The 22,115-nt window shown below is 48.7% G+C and carries 17 protein-coding genes and 1 pseudogene; 4 read left to right on the forward strand and 14 right to left on the reverse strand.

Annotation, left to right across the window (positions count from 1 at the left end; genetic code table 11):
* Positions 1-52 precede the first annotated feature (52 nt).
* Genes EHO61_RS08975 through EHO61_RS08990 form a run of 4 tightly spaced genes read right to left on the reverse strand, consistent with a single transcriptional unit; the run spans position 53 to position 3,060 of the window.
* Positions 53-508 (reverse strand): DUF192 domain-containing protein, encoded by a 456-nt coding sequence (locus EHO61_RS08975; protein WP_135813293.1) that lies wholly within the window; start codon positions 506-508, stop codon positions 53-55.
* A gap of 14 nt (positions 509-522) precedes the next feature.
* On the reverse strand, positions 523-1,296 hold the full coding sequence (locus EHO61_RS08980) for an enoyl-CoA hydratase/isomerase family protein (protein WP_135813294.1): 774 nt from the start codon (positions 1,294-1,296) through the stop codon (positions 523-525).
* Positions 1,297-1,307: 11 nt separating this feature from the next.
* Positions 1,308-2,678 (reverse strand): PP2C family protein-serine/threonine phosphatase, encoded by a 1,371-nt coding sequence (locus tag EHO61_RS08985; RefSeq protein WP_135813295.1) that lies wholly within the window; start codon positions 2,676-2,678, stop codon positions 1,308-1,310.
* The gene (locus EHO61_RS08990; protein ID WP_246032060.1) at positions 2,662-3,060 is read right to left on the reverse strand and encodes a hypothetical protein; all 399 of its coding nucleotides are present in this window, start codon (positions 3,058-3,060) and stop codon (positions 2,662-2,664) included. The genes EHO61_RS08985 and EHO61_RS08990 overlap by 17 nt, the downstream gene beginning before the upstream one ends.
* 135 nt (positions 3,061-3,195) lie before the next feature.
* On the opposite strand from EHO61_RS08990, the gene EHO61_RS08995 reads away from it, so the two are divergent.
* A complete protein-coding gene (locus tag EHO61_RS08995; protein ID WP_246032061.1) occupies positions 3,196-4,248 on the forward strand; it encodes a hypothetical protein in 1,053 nt (350 codons plus the stop codon).
* A gap of 10 nt (positions 4,249-4,258) precedes the next feature.
* Here the strand turns inward: EHO61_RS08995 and EHO61_RS09000 are convergent.
* Positions 4,259-5,596 (reverse strand): annotated as a pseudogene (locus EHO61_RS09000) (hypothetical protein); the annotation flags it as partial.
* Between the two features lie 342 nt (positions 5,597-5,938).
* Here EHO61_RS09000 and EHO61_RS09005 point away from each other — a divergent pair.
* The gene (locus EHO61_RS09005) at positions 5,939-9,169 is read left to right on the forward strand and encodes a PAS domain-containing protein (RefSeq protein ID WP_135813296.1); all 3,231 of its coding nucleotides are present in this window, start codon (positions 5,939-5,941) and stop codon (positions 9,167-9,169) included.
* Here the strand turns inward: EHO61_RS09005 and EHO61_RS09010 are convergent.
* Together EHO61_RS09010 and EHO61_RS09015 are read right to left on the reverse strand one after the other, a co-directional pair.
* Complete coding sequence (locus EHO61_RS09010) at positions 9,150-9,536, reverse strand: response regulator (RefSeq protein ID WP_135768179.1); 387 nt, start codon at positions 9,534-9,536, stop codon at positions 9,150-9,152. The genes EHO61_RS09005 and EHO61_RS09010 overlap by 20 nt on opposite strands.
* Positions 9,537-9,774: 238 nt before the next feature.
* Positions 9,775-11,502 carry an EAL domain-containing protein gene (locus tag EHO61_RS09015; protein ID WP_135813297.1) on the reverse strand — a complete coding sequence of 576 codons (1,728 nt, stop codon included), beginning with the start codon at positions 11,500-11,502 and terminating at the stop codon, positions 9,775-9,777.
* A gap of 115 nt (positions 11,503-11,617) precedes the next feature.
* Here EHO61_RS09015 and EHO61_RS09020 point away from each other — a divergent pair, with 115 nt between their 5' ends.
* Together EHO61_RS09020 and hisC are read left to right on the forward strand one after the other, a co-directional pair.
* Positions 11,618-13,249 (forward strand): peroxidase family protein, encoded by a 1,632-nt coding sequence (locus EHO61_RS09020; RefSeq protein ID WP_135813298.1) that lies wholly within the window; start codon positions 11,618-11,620, stop codon positions 13,247-13,249.
* Between the two features lie 62 nt (positions 13,250-13,311).
* Positions 13,312-14,409: a histidinol-phosphate transaminase gene (gene hisC, locus EHO61_RS09025; RefSeq protein ID WP_135813299.1), complete on the forward strand. Its 1,098-nt coding sequence runs from the start codon at positions 13,312-13,314 to the stop codon at positions 14,407-14,409.
* A gap of 47 nt (positions 14,410-14,456) precedes the next feature.
* Here hisC and EHO61_RS17220 read toward each other — a convergent pair whose 3' ends face one another.
* From EHO61_RS17220 to EHO61_RS09055, 7 genes are all read right to left on the reverse strand, one after another.
* Positions 14,457-14,618 (reverse strand): hypothetical protein, encoded by a 162-nt coding sequence (locus EHO61_RS17220; protein WP_167880206.1) that lies wholly within the window; start codon positions 14,616-14,618, stop codon positions 14,457-14,459.
* A 193-nt stretch (positions 14,619-14,811) separates the two neighbouring features.
* The gene (locus EHO61_RS09030; protein WP_135813300.1) at positions 14,812-16,074 is read right to left on the reverse strand and encodes a replication-associated recombination protein A; all 1,263 of its coding nucleotides are present in this window, start codon (positions 16,072-16,074) and stop codon (positions 14,812-14,814) included.
* Positions 16,067-16,294, reverse strand: a complete 228-nt coding sequence (locus tag EHO61_RS09035) for a hypothetical protein (protein WP_135813301.1) — start codon at positions 16,292-16,294, stop codon at positions 16,067-16,069. The genes EHO61_RS09030 and EHO61_RS09035 overlap by 8 nt, the downstream gene beginning before the upstream one ends.
* A 47-nt stretch (positions 16,295-16,341) precedes the next feature.
* Positions 16,342-16,938 carry a YqaA family protein gene (locus tag EHO61_RS09040; protein WP_135813302.1) on the reverse strand — a complete coding sequence of 199 codons (597 nt, stop codon included), beginning with the start codon at positions 16,936-16,938 and terminating at the stop codon, positions 16,342-16,344.
* Between the two features lie 3 nt (positions 16,939-16,941).
* Positions 16,942-18,720, reverse strand: a complete 1,779-nt coding sequence (gene mutL, locus EHO61_RS09045; protein WP_135813468.1) for a DNA mismatch repair endonuclease MutL — start codon at positions 18,718-18,720, stop codon at positions 16,942-16,944.
* A gap of 31 nt (positions 18,721-18,751) precedes the next feature.
* Complete coding sequence (locus EHO61_RS09050) at positions 18,752-20,782, reverse strand: sensor histidine kinase (RefSeq protein WP_135813303.1); 2,031 nt, start codon at positions 20,780-20,782, stop codon at positions 18,752-18,754.
* A 71-nt stretch (positions 20,783-20,853) separates the two neighbouring features.
* Complete coding sequence (locus tag EHO61_RS09055; RefSeq protein WP_135813304.1) at positions 20,854-22,110, reverse strand: chloride channel protein; 1,257 nt, start codon at positions 22,108-22,110, stop codon at positions 20,854-20,856.
* Between the last annotated feature and the right edge of the window lie 5 nt (positions 22,111-22,115).

The raw sequence follows: 22,115 nt of genomic DNA on the forward strand, positions 1-22,115 counted from the left end.
TCCAAGCTACGCATTTCGTTGCACAAAAGGGACTCGAATCCGAGTCCCTTTTTTATTTACCGATATATCTGGAATCTATCTTTAAGACGGCGAATCTTCCGAGCCCGTGTTTAGCGAACCATCCTTTGTTCGCCTCCAAAGCATAGAGTACCTTTTCCGTGGAATGATACAGTACCTTGGTCTGGTTCGGCTCCATTTCGTACGTGTCCACCAGTCTTCTATCCTTGTTAAAGTAACCGATGCTTAAAGGAATCAGAGTGTTCTTCATCCAGAAGGTCAGATAATCTTCGGAAGGAAAGATGAACAGCATGCCTTCGTTATCTAGAAGTTTTTTGCGGAACATCAATCCTCTCTGTCGGGAAGGATCAGTATTCGCGATTTCGACGACCAAAGGATGTTCGTTTACATAGATCGTCGTCTTTTCCAAATACGGCGGGTTTTCTCCCCAGCCGTGTCCGGGCACTAGCAAAAGAAGAAGAAATACCGAAACGATCCTGCCCGCTTTCATCTCTCGAAACTCTTTTAAAAATTCGGAGGACGTTTTTCCAAAAAGGCGCCCATTCCCTCTTTGGATTCTTTTTCCGCAAACAAGGAACCGAACGCTTTCCTTTCGAGTTCCAATCCTTTGGACAAGGGAACTTCCAGACCTTCCAAAACGATGCGCTTAGCCGTCCTGACTGCGATCGGCCCCTTTTTGAGGATGGATTTTGCCAACTGTTTAGAGCTCTCCAGGAGATCCTCTCCTTCCCTTACCAATCGATTCAACAATCCGATCCTGTAGGCCTCTTCCGCGGAAATCATATCTCCGCTTAACACGAGCTCTATGGCTCTGCCGTAACCGATCAAACGGGCCAATCTTTGCGTTCCTCCGAATCCGGGAATCAATCCCAAAGAAACTTCCGGCAATCCCAGCTTCGCCTTTTCGGATCCGATACGAACGTCGCAGGCCAGAGCCAATTCTAAACCGCCTCCGAGGGCGAAACCGTTGATCGCGGCTATGGATACGATGCCGCTGTTCTGAATCGTATCGAACGCATCCTGTCCTACTCCGGAAAATGATTCCGCCGGCGCCGCGTCCAAATCCCGCATCTTCGCGATATCCGCTCCTGCGACGAAAGCTTTTCCTTGTCCCGTAACGATCGCGACTCGGATCGTACCGTCCTGTTCCAATTTTCGGAACTCTTCCCTGATTTGAACCAACAATTCCTCGTTCAAGGCGTTTAACGCGGACGGGCGATTGATTTCCAGGATCGCAATTCCGGCGTCCTTGCTTACGTTGATCAGCATTTCACTCATCTTTTTGATTCCTATTCCATTTCTATGATCAAGAAAAGGGTATCGTCTTCGAACTCTACGTCGCCGAAAAATCGGAAGAGATCGGCTTGGACCGCTTTCTTGAAGGCCTTCAGATTCTCGGCCATTCGATTCTTATTCAATATTTCCAATAGCCCTTCCGTACCAAGCTGTTTTCCTTCCCGATTACGATTCTCGATCAATCCGTCAGTATATAGGAAAAGTTTTTCTCCGGGTAAAATCGGAAGAGTGATCAATTCCGCGATGGGTCTCTTGATTCCGAAACCTAATATGCTCCCGGTGGTCTCTATCTCACGGAATTCGCTTCCGCTTTCGGAATGAATGACGTAAGGATGGCCTCCGTTGGCGAAGTGGACTTCCCTAGACAAAAAATCGAAGAAAATGTAAATCCCGGAAGCATGGTGGGATTTGAATTGTCTCAAAAGAGTATCGTCCAAATATTCCAATAACCTTACCGGATGCAACTTTAGACGATAAGGCATGGTCGCGACCATGATTTTGATAAACGAAGCGACTAAGGCCGAGGCGATACCGTGTCCGGCGATATCGGTCAGAAAAACCCCGATGTTTCCTTCCCTCAACTGAACGAAGTCGTAAAAATCCCCGCCGATTTCGTTCGGCGTGGATCGATAAACCTCGTATTTGAATCCTTTAATACTGATCTCTTCGGGAAAAAGGGTTTCCTGCACTTTCCGTGCTATCTGCAACTCGTGCTGCAAAAAACGATAATCGGAATCCAGTTCGGAGGAGATCCGAACCAACCTGCGGACGATGATGACGATCGCGGTTCCGATGATGCTTACGATAAGATAAACCGCGTCCGGCACGAGGAGTACGGGAGGAACGAGAGTCAAGTTCAGTCCCTTGACTTTTACGTACACGAAACCCAGATGCAATGCGGTGGCATAGGCTCCTGTGATAAGACAGCCTTCCGCACGCAGCCGGAACATCTGGAACAGTACTAAAAATCCCACCAACAGAAAATAGTTGTTATAGAGCTGAAGACTGTGCAGATCGTCGAATCCGTAAAAGGATTCGTTCAGGATGAGCATCACCAGGAATATGATGGAGAAGTTCGTACCGTGAATGATAATGGAAAGATAACGTCTTTGGAATGAAAGAACGAAGCTCAGGATATTCAGACTCAGTATGATCCCGAAATACGTTCCCAAAGGGGATTGACGGACATCCGGAATCAGCAAAAGAAGATAAATCAGAAAGTGCATCAAAAACGCGATCCGAATGAAGGATTGATCGATCCGGATCAGATCTCGCCAAGCGCCGATTTCTCTGTAGTCGAACTCCCTTTCCACGAAACTCCAGGGGTTCAGTATTCCAACAGCTTTACTATTCAATAGATTCATCAAGTTCGTATTCTACGATTTCGGATCCGTTCAGACGGATCCTGATATTGTAACCGCGCTCCAGATATGCGTCTAATTTTTCCGCTAGTTCCAAACCGGATTTCGCGTCCGAGACGCGTATAAAAAAAGGCGCCGATTTGGATTTATACGAGTAGGGAAAACGTTCGCTTAACAACAAAGTAATCCTGTAACCTCCGGGCCGAGTCTCCAGAACGATATGGGAGACCTGTTTACGATTCAGGATCCTTTCATCCACGGCAAGATGCCAGGGATTCGTTACGTCGGCAAAGCAAGGAGTCGCGACGGTAAGTAAGACCGCGAACGAAAGAAATTTCTTCCATTTGAATCGGTAGGACGAGTAGGAAAAAGCTCCCCGGTTCATAACGAATAGGCACTAATCTCACATTCGGTCGAATGATTGCAAACCATAAACCCGAAAGTCGAATCCCGTATTTTTTGCGGTGCAAAGAAAAATACTTTCCTACCCAAGGAAAGTTCTCAAAATCCGAAGGACGACATGAAAGACGATTCGCTGGACTCTAGATCGGAAATGTGGCGATACATAGGCGCCTATGCGACTTTGCTGTTCTTCTGCGGCTGTACTCCCGAAAGAAGCGAACAAAATCCCTACGCCGAGTTGTTCCGGACGAGTCCGATCACCGAGTCGGAAAATTATAAGGACCTCGGATCTTCCTGGGCGTCTCGGGTTTCTCCTCTGGACGAAAACTCCAGGAATTTTGTGGAGGCCTTAAACCGTATTGACGGATTCGAGAATTCGCCCGTCGCGTCGACCGATTTAGGAAATATATCCCGCAATCTCTCGAAAGTCGGAAAAAGAATTCCTTCGCATATAAATAAATTGTTAAACGAACAATTATTCCGAATCATCGTGTGCGAAAATCTAGGCGGGACAGCTGTGAGCGGAGTCGTTTACGAAAAAGGAATCGCCAAAGGAGGATTCGTAATCCTGGATTCCAAAGTGCTTCGCAGGAAAGCGAACGACTGGATCACTTACAAGGAAAATTCTCCTTTCCAAAACGGGAAAATCTCCGTCCGGATTCGGATAGAAGAACCGGCGGAGGATACGGAAGTCGCCGCTCTGGAATATATCTTACTGCACGAATTCGGACATATCCTGGCAGTCACCTCAGGCACCGGACCCGACTTGCGGGATCGATACCGGAAATTCAAAGACCGTCCCTTTTATAGCTCGGTCTGGCTGTCCGAAAATACATCCGTTGAGGACGAAGGAAAGTTCCGAACACTTCGGAAAGTCCGATTCTATACCTCCGAGCAATCTTTGGACAAAGAATGGAAAAACGTATATCCTCCCCTCGCAGACTCCCCTTTTCCGACCTTGTATTCCGCTTCCAACGCCGACGACTTCTTCGCGGAGTCCTTCGTTTCCTACGTCCATGTCTTGATGGAAAAGCGGCCCTGGACGTTGACCGTCCGTGAAAATGAGAAGATCCTATACGAGATGAATAACGGAATCGGGAAGGATTCCTTAAAGGAACAGAGAAGGATTTTAAGCCGACTCTTGCAGGACCGGAACCTCCTCCTTCCCTGAAGACTGGCGATTAGAAAGTCTGAGAAAAACCGATGCTGAACCAGATCAAGTGGGAAGGGATTTTTTGAAGGGTATACGCCTCCCGTAATACCTGTTTCATCGATTCCGAAAGGGAAGCGTTGCCGTTGATATAATCCAATACGATCTGATTAGCGGGACCGTTGACTTTGGAGGGATTTACTATCTTGTTATCCCGATTATTCCGGTTCACGTATCCGCCGGTGGCTCCGTAATAATTGTCCGTATCGTAAAGATACAGGTCAGGCCTCCACACGTCCGCAGCTTTAAAGAAGAATTTCCCAAAAAAGAAAGTCAGAGTGGAAGTGACGTCCTGTATTCCGTTTCTATTATCGACCAAATTATTGCTCATCACGTAGCCTACGTTGACCTGAGGCAAAACCCTAAAAAATTTATCCGCAAAGAATTCGTGCCCTACGGTGAGCGAAATATAATTCTTTCCGGCAGCTAATCCCGAATTCTCCGAAGAAATCTGGGTGTAAAAGGAAAGAGTAGGATTGGCCCATTTCAAAAACGGGAATTTCCAAAAGAAGAAGTATTCTTCCCAAGCTAATCTGGTGATCTGGGTGGAAGGATTGTTCGCGCCCGAGACTCCCTGCTCCGCTAAAGGATTCAAGGCTCCTAACGCCGGGGATGAGTAGGAAGTATTTTTGTTAAACGTATTATAAAACCAGATTCCCGCCGTAAAGGTTCCCCAATCCGTCTTATCGAAGTTGTAATAAAACGCGTAAAACAATCCGTCGGAGCGTCTCATCCCGTTTTGCTCCTTTTTAAATCCCGGAACCTGGCCTCCGCAGGTGGAGCCGGTCGCGACATTTCCGTGAAGGAGATTCGCCTGCGTATCATAGACGCACCGGGAATTCAGGACGTCGGGAGATGGAGCCGAATAGGGACTTAAGGAACTCGCCGAGCCTTGCCCAGGGTATGCCGGACCGGGACCGCCGGGAAAAAGTTGAAAGCGGCCGTCGCTATCCCTGTCATTCCTATCCGTTAATTGAAAATTTCCCCAAAACTGCACCTGAAAACCTTTGAGAGGAGTGTGAAACGTGATCGTAGGTTGGTAGGAAGGAACGAACGTGAACGCGCGATAACTTTCGTTATTGCGACGATTCAAATTTTCCCCCGAAAAACTCAATCCCCGCCAGACAAAGTCCGTCACGATCTCGTGTACGACCTCTATTTTCGTATCCTTTGACTGAGAATTGGAATGCGGAGCCGGAGCGGGGCCGTACATGGGCGAAGAGACTTCCACCGGCCCTTGCGGAATCGAAGAAACCCTTCCCTTCTCTTCCTCCGTCGCGGCAGCCGGGGTCTCCTGATCCGGATCGGCTTCCTGTGCGGAAAGGGGGAGCGAAAAAAAGATTCCGACGAAAACCGAAACGACGAGGGAAAGGAAATTTCTTTCTCGAAAAAGATGGAACATAAATCAGCGTTTCCCGTACGAAGAAAGATCCGAATCCGACGGCGGGTAAAAACGCGGTTCGTTTATCGCTTCGTGGTCTCTACAGTTCACGACCGAGGTAGGATACGTAGAAGTATTCTTTTTAGGATATTTCTTTTTGCCTGAAAGATTAAAAAGTTGCATATCGGTGCTGAGGGACTTCAGAATAAAAACCGTTTCCGTTTTTTTGATTTTCAAAGTCGTCGGAAAACTTTCTTATTTGTCGTATCCGTGAAATCCAAATCCCAAAGTCGAGGCGTCAAAGGAAGTCGATCCGCTAAAAAGGACGATGTTCCGAAATATTTGGACGTGATCTTTAAGGAACTTTTGGACTGCGTCGATCAACCGATCGGAATCATAAACGCCGAGACCGGAGAGTTCGTTTCTTATAATGCGGCTACGGTTTCTCTTTTCGGTTATCCTTCCGAATCGCTCCGGCAAATGAACGTTTTTACGCTTTCCGGGTCGGTCGGGAAGCGATCCGAAGCGGAATTGAGATCCAATATGGAGCGGGCCGCAAAAGGAGAAGATTTGCGGTTTCAGCTTACTCTGCTGAACGCAAGGTCCAATCCTATCCGATGCAAGGTCCGGCTCGCCTCATTATCCGGATGGACAGGGTTGCTCAGGATTTGGATAGAGGATTTAAGAAAACAGGAAGCCGTTCACGCGCTACTGAAAGGCGATACGGATAGCAAGGACTTTCTGATACAGAACCTTTCCGAAGATTTATGGGATTGGAATGTAGAAGAGAATCCGATCCTTCCCGGAGAAAGACTCGAAGCGATACTAAAGTATGCCGATTTGGGATCGGGGATCAGTTTCAATTTCTGGAAAAATAAGATCCATCCGAAAGACGCTCGCGCGACGATGGCCCTCCTAAAGCAGACCCTGAAAGGAAAACGCGACTTATTTGACGCTGAATATAGAATGTTAAGCGCAGATGGATCTTATAAATGGATCCTGACCAGAGGTCAGGTCCTGGAAAAGGAACGGGACGGTCGAGCCTCTAGATTGCTCGGTTTTCACATAGACATCTCCGCCCAGAAAAACGCGGAGGAAACGGACAGACAAAGACGGAATTTAGAGGCGCTAACCACTTCTATTTCCACCGAGCTAATCAATCTTCCAGGAAAGGAAATCGGAGAAGCGATCCGGAATAATATAGAGAAGATCGGTCGTTTTTTCGGAATGGATCGGAGTTATTTGGCCATGTACGACTTGGATACATTGGATAGGGAGTTGGTCCACGAGTACATCGCTCCTAAGACCAAGAACAGGGTCCCATCCTGGGAAAAAATCTCCAAGATCAACCCGGATAGTTATATAACCGGACAGATTCTAAACAATAAGATCGTAATGCTGGATGAAAGGGAGATCCCGACGGAATCAGATTTGCAGGCAAGAATCATTCTAGATAATACCGGTATAAAATTCTTCGTCGGGATCCCCTTATCTCTCGCCGGGCGAGTCATAGGTGCGATCGGTCTGAGTTCAGAAAGCTACCGGGAAGAAATCAAACATAGGTTCGAGGAATTCGAGATTTTCCATCTTAGAACGATAGGAGAAGTGATTTCCAACGCGATGGAACGCAGAAAGGCGGAACAAGCGTTGAAGGAAAGCGAAGAGAATCTTCGGTTAGCCCTGCATGCCGCCAAGATGGGCACATGGAGCTGGAATCTTCAGGACGATTCCATGCATTGGTCCAAGAACACTTTCGATCTATTCGGAATCTCGTTCGACGAGTTCCAAGGTACAGGTTCCGGATTTTTCGAATTGGTTCATCCGGAAGACACTTCCCTCATGGAAAACGCGGTGAACGCATCCTTACAGGGCGAAACAAAGGACTTTCATCTAGAATATCGGATCTTTCACAAGGACGGAACCGTTCACTGGATCGAAGGAAAAGGAATGGTGTACAGGGACCTCAAGGGAAATCCGATCCGAATGGCGGGGACGGTAACGGATATCACCGACAGAAAAAGCGCGGAGGAGGAACTGAAAGCCAGTCGATCGAGGTTCCAGGCGTTTTATCGGTTTGCGAACGAAGGAATCCTTTTCGTAAACCCTCGGACGGAAAGGATTCTGGACACGAATCCCGCCTTTCTGAATATTTTCGGTTTTTCTCCGGAGGACGTCCAAGGTCTTCCCGCGAGCTCCCTGTTTATGCCCGAATCCTGGACCACAGTGCACGCGAGACTCAGATCTTTCGAAAGCGCGGATAACTTGGAATTGAAAACCGTTCGAATCGACGGCACCGTATTTCCTTCCATCGGAAACATTCATTTCTACACGGAACGAGAATCCTTTATCGCCGCGATCAGTCTCCTGGACACTTCCGCGATTCACGAAGTGGAAATTCTCAGAACCGTGAACAACGAGATCTCGGTCCGGAATAAACTGATCGAAATGCAAAAGAACGAACTGCAAGAGACTTTGAACGACCTGAAAAGGACTCAGGACCAGTTGATCCAATCCGAAAAAATGGCGGCCTTGGGACAGCTCATAGCCGGGATCGCTCACGAGATCAACAATCCGATCGGCGCTGTCAAAGCCTCCAACCAGAATCTACAGGAATGTTTGAAAAGATTCCGATCCTTGCTTCCTCTCGTTCAGGAGATTTTCGGCAGGATGTCCGCGGAGGAAGTCGATTCCTTTCGGACTTTTTTGGACCAGGTGAGACAGATCCGGGAACAATTGGCGGGAATCGAAGAAAGGAGGGTAAAAAAGGAATTGCTGCAGGAATTGACCGATCAGGGCTTTTCCGATCCGTACATCATCGCGGACAGCCTGACCGATATGGGTTTTCGAACGGTTCCGAAAGAAGCCGTCCCTTTTTTAAGGCATTCCCACTCCGCAACCCTTCTGGAATATTCCACGATCGAATCCTTCTTCTTTACCAATACAAATACGATTCAAATCGCAGTGGACCGGGTCTCCAAAATCCTGTACGCACTGAAGAACTTTTCGCACTTCGATACGGAATCCTCGAAACGACTCGCTTCCCTCCAGGAAAATTTGGAAACGGTTTTGACGATCTACCAGAACCAATTGAAAAAGGGCATCCTCGTCTCCAAGGAATATGCGGACGTTCCCAAAATCCTTTGCTATCCCGACGACTTGCTGCACGTCTGGACGAATCTGATCTACAATTCTTTGCAGGCGATGGCATTCCGCGGAAAGATCTCGATCCGAATGTATCTGCAGGATTCGGAAGTGGTCGTCGAAATCAACGATAATGGTCCCGGAATTCCGGAAGGGATCCAGGAGCGGATTTTCCAGCCTTTCTTTACGACCAAACCTCCGGGAGAAGGAAGCGGACTCGGACTCGATATCGTAAACAAAATCGTGGAAAAACACGATGGGAGAATCGAGGTGGAAAGTAGACCGGGCTCCACCACGTTTCGGGTGTTTCTCCCCTATTTGATAGAGGAAGAATCAGGAACTATTTCAGTGCGGAAGTGATGGTGGTGACGAGTTCTTTTTCGTCCCAGGGTTTTTTTAAGTAACTGTAAAGATTGATCTCTTTTTTCAGGGCTTCCACAGAAGCGATATCCGCATGTCCCGTGATGATGATCTTTTGGATTTCCGGATATCTCTGGTGTACGTTTCTCAAGAACTCGTCCCCTTTGATATTCGGCATTAGCCAATCGGAAATTACGATGAGAATTTTCACTCCCTCGTTAACCAACTCTTCGATGATCTGCATCGCTTCGGAGGCATCCAAAGCGGTTTCGTAACGGTAGGAATCTCCCAAATGTCTTTTGACCTGGGATTTCATGCTCATTAAGATGAGAGCTTCGTCGTCGACGAAGAGTATCGCTTTCTCCACCGTTCCCCCGAATCCTTTTACTTAAATTAGACGAAAAAAAAAGTTCTTCCCTCGTTAAAAAACGTGAGTTGAGAAAAGAGATCATAAAGGTATTGCTCCGACATGCAACTCATTTTCGACAAAAACCAGGAGTATACTCGAGAACCTTCCTCCTCGGGTCTTGTGACCCGGTCGGTCTTTCGCGCTCACGTTCTATTTCCGCGGCAGGGCAAAAACCGGACCGTACCGTTTCCGCAACTTAGTCAATAATTTTTATTGTAGAAGAGGGAATCTCCGGCTTCGGCTCCATAATGTAATATCCCTGGGAGAATTCGATCCCGAGGGAACGCACCGCCTCGAATTCTTCCCGGGTGCCCACAAATTCGGCGACGACTTTTGCCCCGATCCGGTGAGCCAATTCCGTAATTGCGGAGGTGAGTATAAAAGCGGTACGGTTCTTTCCCAGGGACTGTATGAATTTTCCGTCGATTTTGATAAAATCCGGCTGAATTTCCAGCAACCTCGAAAAATTAGAATGTTCCACCCCGAAATCGTCGATCGCGATCGAACAGCCGATTTCCTTTAAACCGGAAATGACCTTGAAATGGTCCGGATTTTCCCGGAGACTCGTGGTCTCCAGAATCTCGAAGGTCACCCTGGCCGGGTGGATTTTATGGTGAGCGAGACGACTCGCCACCCATTTCGGAAAACTACCGCTTTCCAGCTCCGTTTCCGAAAGATTGACCGAAAAACAATACTCGGATCGACTGAAGGTTTTTAACACTTTCTCAAATAAGATGGGCGTAATCATTCTCAACAGCCCCGTGGATTTGGCCAGGTAGATGAAGGAAGCCGGCGCATATACCTTTCCATCCTCAACGATTCTGGCCAGGCATTCGAATTTCTCCACCTTCCCCGTGGAATTGTCCACGATTCCTTGGAAGTACGGAACGATGTTTCCGGAATGAATCGCGTTATTGAGTCTTTTTCCCAAATTGATATTGATCTGGTAAAGATCCTGTTCGTCCATTTTCTCCGAATATTCTAAAATGCCTCCGGCAAAATCTTGGCTTTTGTCCTGGCTCGCCCTGACCAAGGCCAGTCGGGCCTTATAATATAAATCCTTACAACCGTTCGCAGTGGCGATCGTGGTATTGATCCGAAAAGAAATTCCCTCCGTGGTCAGATAGTCGGAGCGAAGCAATATTTTAAAGGCGATCAGATGAGGTAAAAATCTTTCCTCGGAAACTTTGGAAAGGATGGCCACCTCGTCCTCGTACACATGAAAAATATCAGCGATCTTTCCCAACATCGAGCTCATGGAATCTAAAAATTTCCGCAGGAGGTCCTTATAAAGAGACACTCCGAAATGTTTCGTAGTGAGAGACGTGGATTCGATCCGGACCAATGCGAGAACGGACTCTTCCCCTTTGAGCTCCCTATCTTCCAGGACCCTGCGGAGGTATTCCAAATTCGGAAGTCCGGAGTCACGGTTATAGAGCAGAGCGTCTTCCAACTTCCGGTTCAACTCGAACAAGGAACGATCCGCTTCGAAGGAACGGATCGCCTCCTGGACGGTAAGAATCAAATCCCTGGAATCCCAAGGTTTGGAAAGATAACGGTACAATTTCGCGTTGTTCAACGCGTTCCCCACGGAGTCCGCGCTGGCCTGACCTGTGAGCATGATTTTCCGGGTATCGGGGTTCGTTTTTTGGGTCCGGATCAGGAACTCATCGCCGCGGATCCCCGGCATCACTTGGTCGCTAATGACCACCGGTATGGGAACTCCTGCCCGGTTGTATTCCTCGATAATGTTCAAAGCCAGCTCGGCGCTGTCGGCTGCCTCCACTCTATATTCCTGACCGAATGCCAATTTGAGCTGTTCCTTTAATCCGCGGAGAAGAATCAATTCGTCGTCCACGCACAGAATCACCGGCTTGGTCTCTGCGGGTAAAAGGTATTTGTCGTCGCTCGAGTTTACTTCCATAGAGAGAAAATTCTAAATGAGGCGATCCATTAGACGAAAAAAAAAGAATTCCCGGACTAGAAGAGAAGTATTTTTTAAAGGATAAGACGCCGATTTGTGGAAAGAGGTAGGACGAATGCTCATTTTGTTCGAAAACGACCGGGAGATCTCGATCGACTCCGATGAAACCTTGCTCCAGATCTCCCTGGCGGAAGGAATTCCCCATGTCCACGCCTGCGGAGGAAACGCACGTTGCTCCACTTGTAGGGTATTGGTATTAGAAGGAGGGGAGCACCTTTCCCGAAGAACCGAAAAAGAATCCACCCTTGCCGAAAGAAAAGGCTTCCCCGAAAACGTTCGGCTCGCCTGCCAAACGAAAGCGTTCGGGGACGTAAAGTTAAGAAGATTGGTCATAGACGATTCGGATCTGATCCTTGCTTCCTCTTTTTCCGGAAAAGTCTCGGGCAAAGAAAAAGCGATCACCATTTTGTTCAGCGACATCCGGGGCTTCACCTCTTTTTCGGAATCCCATCTTCCGTACGACGTAATTCATATTTTAAACCGTTATTTCCATAAAATGGGGGACAAAGTCCTGAAATACGGAGGCGTCATAGACAAGTACATAGGCGACGGACTGATGGCCTTGTTCGGCTTGGAAGAATCCGATCCGGAAAGGACGAATCTCGCGGCGATCAGGTGCGCCTTGGAAATGAGATCGGAACTGAACTCCTTAAATTCCTATCTAAAATCCCAATTCAATACCGGATTCGAAATCGGTATCGGGATCCATCATGGAACCGCAATCCTAGGCCAACTAGGTCACACCCTCCGCATGTCCTCGACGGCGATCGGAGATTCCGTAAACCAGGCTAGTAGAATAGAATCCGCCACCAAAAAAGCGGGAGCGGGATTCTTGGTTTCGGAAAACGTCTACGGAATCGTAAAGAACTCTGTCCGTAAGGGAAGAACCTTCGAAACTTCGCTAAAAGGAAAAACCGGAAAATACAGGTTATACGAAATTCTGGAAGTCCTTCCGAACGCGGAAAAAGATCCATGGCAGGAGATCCGGTACCGAATCTGGGACGAGATCGAACTTCCCGAAGCCGGGAACTGGATTTCTCTCGCAGTCTATTCCTCTTCGATTTTCGAAGCGGACGGTTCTTGGATCGGTTTGGACGCTTCTCTCAGATTTCCAAGCTTGTTAAACGAAATCAAGAATCCGAGAATACGGGGACATGTGTCCTCTCTCCTCAGGATCCATTCCGAACGAAAGGTAGATTCCGATACGGAAATTTCCTTATCGGACACTATCGCTCTCGCGGGAGCTCTGGCAGTGGAAAAAACGGGAGGTCCCAAAATAAACGTATTTCCGGAAAGACTCGATTCGAAATTCCCCGCAGGCAGGATGGAGAAGGAACCGGAAACTTCGGACATCCGGGAAATACTGGATCATTATGCCCGGATGCAGTTGGAACCCAAAGAAGTCGTGGCCTTATTCGGCGCGCATACCCTGGGCCAGGGCGAACGAGGGAATTATACGGATACTCCGAACGAATTCAATAACGATTATTTTAAGGATCTACTGTACGACGGCGGAACTAGGATGTCCGTGCGAGATCGGGCCTTACTTTCCTCCGAGGATACGAAGAGAACGGTACTGGAGTATGCGGTCCGACCGGAACGTTTCTTTTCCGATTTTTCCGCGGTATATTCCAAACTGGTAAGAGGTAAGAACGAAACCTCTCCTCCTACAGATCCGGAAAGATAGAATTCACGTTTCCCTTATAAAACGGTTGGAAGAATCCGCATTCTGATTTTTTCTGGAAGTAGATGCGCTTCCAACCCGTACTAGACACTCTTCCCGTTTATGAAGCGGGAAAGCCGATCGAATTGGTCGTCAGAGAATTCGGAATCCCTCCCGAAAAAGTCATCAAACTCGCGTCCAACGAAAACCCGTACGGAGTCTCCTCTTCCGTCCAGGCCAAAGTCTCCGAAGCCTTGGTAAAAATGCCTCTCTATCCCGACGACTCCTACCGGGAATTGAAGGAATCCTTGGCTGTCTCCAACGGAGTGGGTGTGAAAAACGTGATCCAAGGAAACGGAAGCGATCAGATCTTCGACTTTGCCACCCGGTCCGTTTTGGAAAAAGGAGATCTCGTCCTACAGAACGGCAAAACGTTTTCCATGTATTCCATCTACTCCGGACAATGCGGGGCCGACACCCTATCGACGGATTCGACCGAGCACGACCTGAACCGTTTTTCCGATCTTTATAAGAAGCACCATCCGAAACTGATCTTTCTCTGCACCCCTTGCAACCCGATCGGGGACGCTCTTCCCAAAACGGACGTGTTTTCCTTCTTAGATACGATCTCTCCGGAAACGCTTGTCGTCCTGGACGGCGCTTATATGGATTTCGGAAAAACCCGCGATCCGAAAACGGAGATACTCCCTGCGGAAATCGTATCAAAATATCCGAATGTGGTTTATACGGGAACTTTTTCGAAGGTTTACGGTTTAGGGGGAATGAGAATCGGCTACGGAATCGCGAACGAGGAAATCATCCGGGCCTTTTACAAGCTCCGCCCCCCCTTCAACGTATCCCAGCTTTCCCAATTGGCGGCGACGGAAGCTCTGAAGGATCAGGATTTCGTAAATCAGTATCTGGAATCGAATTTACGGGAATTGGAAAAATACGAGACTTTTTCGGAATCTAAGGGTCTCCCTTTCTTCCGTTCCTATGCGAACTTTCTTACGATCCGCCTGGACCGAGCGAAACTTTCTTCCACGGAATTATTCGAGACTTTGTTACGGGAAGGAATTATCCTCAGAAATCTGAAGAGCTACGGCTTAAACGCGATCCGGATCACCGTCGGACGACCCGACCAAAATCGGATCGTCTTGGATCGCTTGTCAGCTCTTCTTTAAACGAAAGCGACGACCCGGTTCTCTATATTTCGAGAACCGGTAAAATCCTACTTTTCGTACAAATCGGGATGGAGACGGACCAGCTTACTTTCCTTGGTCGCTCCGTATTTGACGATCCTGGTCGGAACCGCGGAATTTTCCTTTCGACTTGCTTCGAGTTTTTGAACGGATTTCGTTTCTTCTCTTTTCGCACGTTCGGATTCAAACATTCGAAACCTCCCTTTTTCGCGTCTCTACCTGAGACCCTTGATCTTCCTTTTAAGTTTCGTCCGAAACTCTCTGTTCCATGACTGATTCGGCTCGGAAATTCTTTTCCGAACGGTTTCGGGTCAGAATAGCACCAAAATAATACGGTTCCATTACGAAATCGCGGAAAATCGGATAAAAGCGGATTTCAGAACGTCATTCGTAATCCTTTCCCTTCGTTTTTTTCCAAACTCCCGAGAGATATTCCCGGAGCTTCGCCTCCATTCCGTTCCGGGTGGGCCGATAGAATTGGGGAGGATTTTCGGAGAGGTCGTCGGGAAAATATTCAAAATCCGTAAAGCCTCCGAAGTCGTGAGGGTACTTATATCCTTTTCCGGCTCCTTCCTTTTTATGAAGATGTGTGGGAGCATTCTTCAGACGATTCGGAATGTTGAGCGCGGTTCCCCTTTCTCGAACGAACGAGGAGGCGGACGAGATCCCTTTGTAGGAGGCGTTGGATTTCGGGCAGGAAGCTAGGAACGTGGTCACATGGGAAAGAATAATCCTTCCCTCTGGCATTCCGATCGCCTCCAACGCGTGCAAGCCGGAAACGGCCAAAGGTAACCCGTACACGGACGCGTTTCCGACGTCTTCCGAAGCAAGAATGATCAATCTCCTGGCGATAAAAATCGGATCTTCTCCTCCTTCCAGCATGAGCGCTAGATAAAACAGAGCCGCGTCCGGATCGCTCCCCCTAACGGATTTGATGAATGCGGAAATCACGTCGTAGTGGCTTTCTCCGGTTTGGTCGTATTCCAAAACCCTACTTTCCAAAAAGACTTCGGTGTCCTTTCCGGAAATTTCTGTTCCCGGTTCCACGGAAAGGGAAAGTCCTTCCAACAGGGAAAGCAACTTACGAGCGTCTCCTCCGGAATAGCGCACCAATATTTCACGGGCCCCTTCGCTTACGGAAGGCGAAGGCGTAAGATGGGAAATTCCTCTCGAAAGAATCTCCTTCATTTCGTGAGCCTCGAACGGATCCAGTTTGAGCACTTGGCATCGCGAGAGCAAAGGACGAGTGATGCGAAACGCGGGATTCTCCGTCGTTGCTCCGACGAGAACCAGACGCCCGGTTTCCACTCCTTTCAAAAGACTATCCTGCTGGGAGGAACTGAAGCGATGGATCTCATCCAGAAAGAGAAGGATGCTTCCGCCGCTTTCGGCCTTCTCCAATAATTTTTTGATGTCAGCGACTCCGGTCGTTACCGCGTTGTACTCCACGAAGGGAAGATTCCAAATCTTCCCCAAGATTCTTGCCACCGTGGTTTTTCCCGTTCCCGGAGGACCGTACAGAATGATGCTGACCGGTTCCCTGAATTTTTGGAGTTGGAACTTCGCCTTTTCCTGGCCGATCACTTCGGAAAAGGTGGAAGGCCGAATTCTGTGAGGCAGCGGAGAGCGATCAAAGAGACTATCCAAGACCTTCCAATTCCTTTTGGATTTTGCGGATGCAGGAACGAATCGTCGAATTGCAAACGTCGCAGGCGCTATGACAGCAAACCAAGGATTGCTCCCGTATCTTGCCTTCGAGAACGCTCTCAACCAGTTCGGCTATGCGAACGGGTAGTCCGAACCAGTCCAGATTTTCCAGAATGATTTCCCGTCGGGTTTTCGGAAACAGGAGTGGAGATTCTTCCATACAGAAACGACGGCTCGGAACGGATTCCCTAAGAAAGGCGTTTCACCTTAGACCGCGATCCATCCTCCTTTGATCAGATAATAATAGATATAAAATCTAGGAATTCGGAACAATGCGGCAAGCAAAAACAGGCGGAATCTCATTCCCATGGCACCGGCAGCGACGCTGGTCCAGGAGTAAGGCAAAGGAGTCAGGGCTCCCAAGACCACCGCCCAAAAGCCGAAACGTTTTACGTAAATCTCGAGTTTCTCTTCGTGCTTTCTCACGAAGCGGGTAAAGGAATCCAATTTGGGAAGGAGGTATTTTCCTTGGGCATAGGAACAACAACCTGCGATCAGGGAACCGATCGAAGCGGAAGAGATGACCCAAGCATCGGACAGTCCGGCGGCAACGGCGATGATCAGAAACGTATCCGGAGGAAGAAAAACGTGTACCGAATCCGCGATCAAAATCGCGATCCCGACTCCTAAAGGTCCGGTAAAATCGATGAACGCCTTGGAGACCTGCAATACGGGTTCGTGAAAGAACCTGGCTAAGAAAAGGACCCCTAAAAATAAAACGAGACTCGCGATCAGGGTTTGCCGGAGTAAGCGGGACAAAACCTTTTCCGTGGATTGTGAAATTTCGACGGTTTTTTCGTTCAAGGGTCACCTACGATGAAACATTCTTTCCAAATCTTCCCGAGTCAATTTTACGAGCGTGGGACGTCCATGCGGACATCGGGACGGATTTTCGCAGTAGCTGAGCCGGTTCAGGATCTCCGCGATCAGATGGTCCGAAAGTTGGTCGCCTTTTTTGATCGCGGAGCGGCAAGCCACGCATTTTGCCATGAGATCGTACAGCTCCGGCTCGGGGACTTCTTTTCCTCCGATCCGGTTTAGAAAATCCAATACGATCTCCTTTTCGTGTCCGGGCAAAAAGTATCCCGGTACCTCTCTGAGCACTAAGCTATCGTCTCCCAAAGGATCCAGTTTCAGACCGACTTCCTCGTATTCGTTCGTCCTTTCCCGGATATCCTCGGCCTCTTGTCTCGAAACCGGAATCCGGATCGGCGTCAGTAAAGGTTGGATTCCGTAATTTTTACGCCTCAATTTCTTCAGCACTTCTTCGTAGCGTATCCTTTCGTGAGCGGTGTGCTGGTCGATGATATAGAATCCGTCCTCCGCTTCCGCGAGTATGAAGGTCTCGAATAGAAGGCCGAAATGTTTTTTCGGGATGAATTCGGAATGTTTGCGCGGTTCGTCGGTCAGATCCTCCAATCTGGATCCCGGACCGACCTGTTCTACGGGAAAGGAGGAAGTATGCCGAACTTCTCTGTAAAGTTCTTCGCCTAATAACTGTTGTTCTCCGAAGGTCTCTCGAGGAGAAGTCTGGAAGCCGGCGGTAACCTTCGGTTTTTCGGAACGCAAGAGTCGATTTCGAAGTTCCAAAAAGCTGACCGGAGTGCTGGATCGAAGTTCCTTCTGGATCAACTGTAGGAAAAACGTATTGAACGATTCCTCGTCCAGAAAGCGGATCTCCTTTTTGGCCGGATGAACGTTAACATCGATCGATTCAGGTTCCACCTCGAAGAATAGGAAACAATAGGGATGCGCGTTCGGAGGTAGAAGCTCGTCATAACATTTTTTTAATAGATGGGAGGAATACTTGATCTCGACCGGACGACCGTTCACGAAGATATGTTGTCCGGTACGATTGGATTTGTAAAAGTCGGGATCGCTGATATACCCGCGGGCTTTCCACCCTCTTTTTTCCAGATTCACTTCCAGTAGATGATCCCGGAAATTCTCTCCGAAAAGATCCACGATCCGTTCCTTCTTGTCCTTTGCGGAAAGGCGGAATATTTCCTTACCGTCCTGGACCAGGCGAAACCGCAGATCTTCCCGGGATAAAGCCTGGGTAACGAAGCGATCCCGGATCCGTTTGTCCTCGGACCGGACCGACCTCAGGAATTTTCTGCGCACGGGAGTATTGTAGAAAAGATCTTCGATAAAGATCCGGGTACCACGAAAACCAGGAATCGCGTCCTTGGACACGATCTCCCCTTTTTCGCTCCGGACCTTCCACGCGGTTTTTTCCCCGATTCCGGTTTCCATAGTAAGTCTGGATACGGAGGCAATGGAAGCCAGGGCTTCTCCTCGAAAACCGTACGAAAGTACCAGTTCCAAATCGCGGAGATTCGTTATCTTACTCGTGGCGTGCCGTTTTAGGGAGAGCTCCAGATCCTCTTCCTGGATACCGGAACCGTCGTCGGAGACCGTCAATGAGGTCAGACCTCCGTCTCTAGTCTCCACCTCTATCGACGAAGACCCCGCGTCCACGGAGTTTTCCATCAACTCCTTCAAAACGGAATGTGCGGATTCTATGACTTCTCCTGCGGCGATTTGATTGATCAATTCCGGACTGAGTTCCCGTATCCTTGTCATGGGTACTAGCATTCTCCTGAGGTACGGAATGTCAAGGTTGGATTTCCGGCTTTGAAAGGCTTAACTCCAACCTAAAGACGGAACCTTTTCCCGGGGAACTTTTCACATTGATATCTCCGTCCATCTTTCTCGCGAGCGCTCGGCTCAAGGAAAGACCTAAGCCCGCTCCCTGGAAAGGCTTGGTGACTCCGGAATCCACTTGTTGAAAAGGATCGAAAATGGATTCCCACTTGTCTTCCGCGATCCCGATTCCTGTGTCTTCCACTTCGAAACATAATCTATAAGCGAACTGGGTCTTTGCCAGCAATTCACCGCGAAGAACGATGGAACCTTGTTTCGTGAATTTCTCCGCGTTTTCCAAAAGGCCGATCAGCATCCGTTTGAATCGGACCTCGTCTCCTACTACTTCGTCAGGAATGTCGTCCGGAAGAGAGACGGAAAAGAAAAGTCCCTTTTCTCGAATGGGATCCTCCGTTCTCATGGCTGCCTCGTACACGGCGGCCTTCAAATGAAAGGGACGATGGATGAGAAGCAAGGTCCCTTTTTCCAAATTCGAAGCGTCCAACATGGATCCGAGAATGACCATCATCGCGTCTCCGCTTTTTTTCAGAAGCTCCATCATCTCCCTTTGTTCCGGCTTAAGGTCGCTTTCCAAAAGCATCTCGGTGATTCCGATGATTCCGTTCATCGGAGTCCGAACCTCGTGATCCACGTTGATCAAAAATTCGCTCTTGGCGCGATTGGCGGCTTCCGCCTCGTCCCTAGCCCATTCCAACTCTCGGGTACGTTTCTTGACCAATTCCTCCAGGTCCAGATTCAGTATTTCCTGAGCTTGTTCCCTTTCCCGAAAAGCGCTCAGCAATTTGCTGGCAAGAGAGAGTGCGTTGGAAAGTACGAAAATTCCCACTCCCACTCCGCTCAATTCCCAGGAGTCCAACATTTCCGAATGATAGAGGATCTCGCTGGCCAAAAAGAATAATAGGGCAAAGAATCCGAAAAGATATAAAAGCGCGCCTGGACGTCGGTTGCGAACCGCTTTGGCCAGTACGTAAAAGGAGGCTCCGGACATCAAAACGAAGGCTATGTAAGACGGTCCGATCAGATGAGAATACACGTTCGAACCGGTCAACAACGTCGCGAGCACAAAGACGGAAGCGACGGAATATCCGATCTTCAATAGGATGCGACCCGCATCGATCGGAAAAACGGAATATAGAAAATGAAGTCCCAAAGGCATTCCGATGAACCAGGTGATGAACTCTGTTCTGAGATAAATTTCCGGACCGACGGGAAAATGCTCCGGGAATAAGCGAACTCCGGTTGAGTAGAGCCTGACACAGACCACGATGGAAAAACACCCGAGTACCAAGGCGGACGGATCCTTTTTATAAAATACGGAAACGAAAATATGGAACAGCCCGAGAAAGAGCAATCCTCCTATCAGCAGGGATTCCAGATCTCTCCTGTCCTCGTAATATTTCTGCACACAGACAGGCTCGCCGAAGATAGGAGGCTTCCAAAGTCCGCCTTTTCTATAATAATAATTCGAAATCTCGAAATCCAGATTCGCCTTCTTTTCCCAAGGAGGGAGAACGACATAGCTCGTCAAAAGCGCCAATGCGTCCGGAGAAGGATCTCCCACCCTACCTACTTCGGTTAACACTCTACCGTTAAACAAGATTCTATAATTCGTACCTTGATCGAAACTGACCAGATGCAGATTTTCGACCCGACCGGTGGAAGTCAATTCTAGCCGATATAGAGCCTTACCGTATTCGGGTAGAGTTTGCCCTTGCCAAACCTCTCCTGTCCAACTTCCCGGGGTCGTTTGTAGGGAAAAAATCGCAGGGTCGCCGGGTAACTCGCGGCTCGGCCTTTCTCCCAGCCAGGCGAATTTCCATTTTCCCGTTAAACGAAAACAGTCTCCCCTGTGAGAGGTCTTCGCTTGGTCCCAATGCAAAACCCCGTCCGTTACGATTCCGCCTTTCGGAAACGGGCGGCAGGAAACGATCAGTAAAAGGGTCAGGACAAAGGAGAAAGAATGCTTCGGTTTCCGACTCATTTTAATTTTATAAAAGACTAAGATTCCGCGGCTTCTGTCTACGATTTCCCCGGAATGCCCGGGAAAAAGACCTAGTTACTGTCGGCCTGGGATCGGATAAAGGGAGCCTTAGGAGAAAGAAAATATCCGCTCAAGGAAGCGAAGAGCACGGGAGTAAAGCTGGAAACCCCGGTCAAATCCGCTAATAGAATGGTCGTGCTCACCGGAGTCTTCGTTACGGAAGCGTTGACCGATGCCATGAGACAGATCAGCAAAAAGGATTCGTTTTCCGTGGGGAAAAAATCCATCAAAAACCTACCTGTGGTCGCCCCTACGAAAAACAAGGGGATGATGATCCCCCCTCTCCAACCGCTCGAAATCGTGGTATTGATCGCGAGGATCTTCAATAAGACCAAACTGCCGAAAAAAATCCAGTTTCCTTGGGTCGTCACGATTTGGTTCAATTGGTCATGGCCGAAATAACGGGTCAATGGTTGATAAAAAGCGATACAACCTAGCAGGAGTCCGCCTAACGTAGTCTTTACGAAAATCGGTCCCGGAACTTTTGCGAAAGAGAATTTCGTGGCACGAAACACTCCGTAAAAAATCCATCCGACTGCTGCGCCGGCAATGCCGAACGCGATGGCATTCTCGAAGTCCTCGATCCCGCCGGGGACATACTGGGGAAATTGCCAGGTAGGACCGATTCCCATATCCGTCATCCAGAGAAAAACAAAGTAGGCGGAACAACTGGAAAGAAATGCCGGCAAGAGAGCCTCGTAATATTCCACTACGTGTCTATGCTGTAAAATTTCGAGAGCGAAGAGCGCTCCTCCCAGCGGAGAACCGAACAAGGACGTGAATCCCGAAGCCATTCCGGCGATGGTCATGGAGCGAAGTTCTTCCCCCTCCAGTCCCAGCAATTCAGCAAACCAGCTTCCTATGGATCCTATGATCTGGATCAAAGGCGCTTCCGGGCCGGCGCTTCCTCCGGAAGAGATGCTCAAGAGAGAGGAAGCCGCCATCGAAGGATTGCTTTTCGTATCCAGCTTTCCCCCTTTGAATCTTATATTATCGATTACTAATGAGATTTCTCCCGGCTCTCCGAGAAAATAAATGATAAGTCCGATTCCCAGTCCGGAAACCGTCATCAGAGCGATGATCCAAGGTCCTTCCAACTTTCCGATAAATACGGTCAGGTATTCCAGCACCTTCCAAAACAATGCCGCAAACAATCCTCCGAATAACCCGAGTAAAACGTAAAGAATGCTCCAGCGCGAGAGCATAAACGGATTTTTTCTGGAAAGGACGAAGATCGGATTTCTAAAAAAGGATCGGATTCGGTCCATTACTT

Origin of the sequence: Leptospira fluminis (assembly GCF_004771275.1) — a bacterium.
Classification (GTDB): domain Bacteria; phylum Spirochaetota; class Leptospiria; order Leptospirales; family Leptospiraceae; genus Leptospira_B; species Leptospira_B fluminis.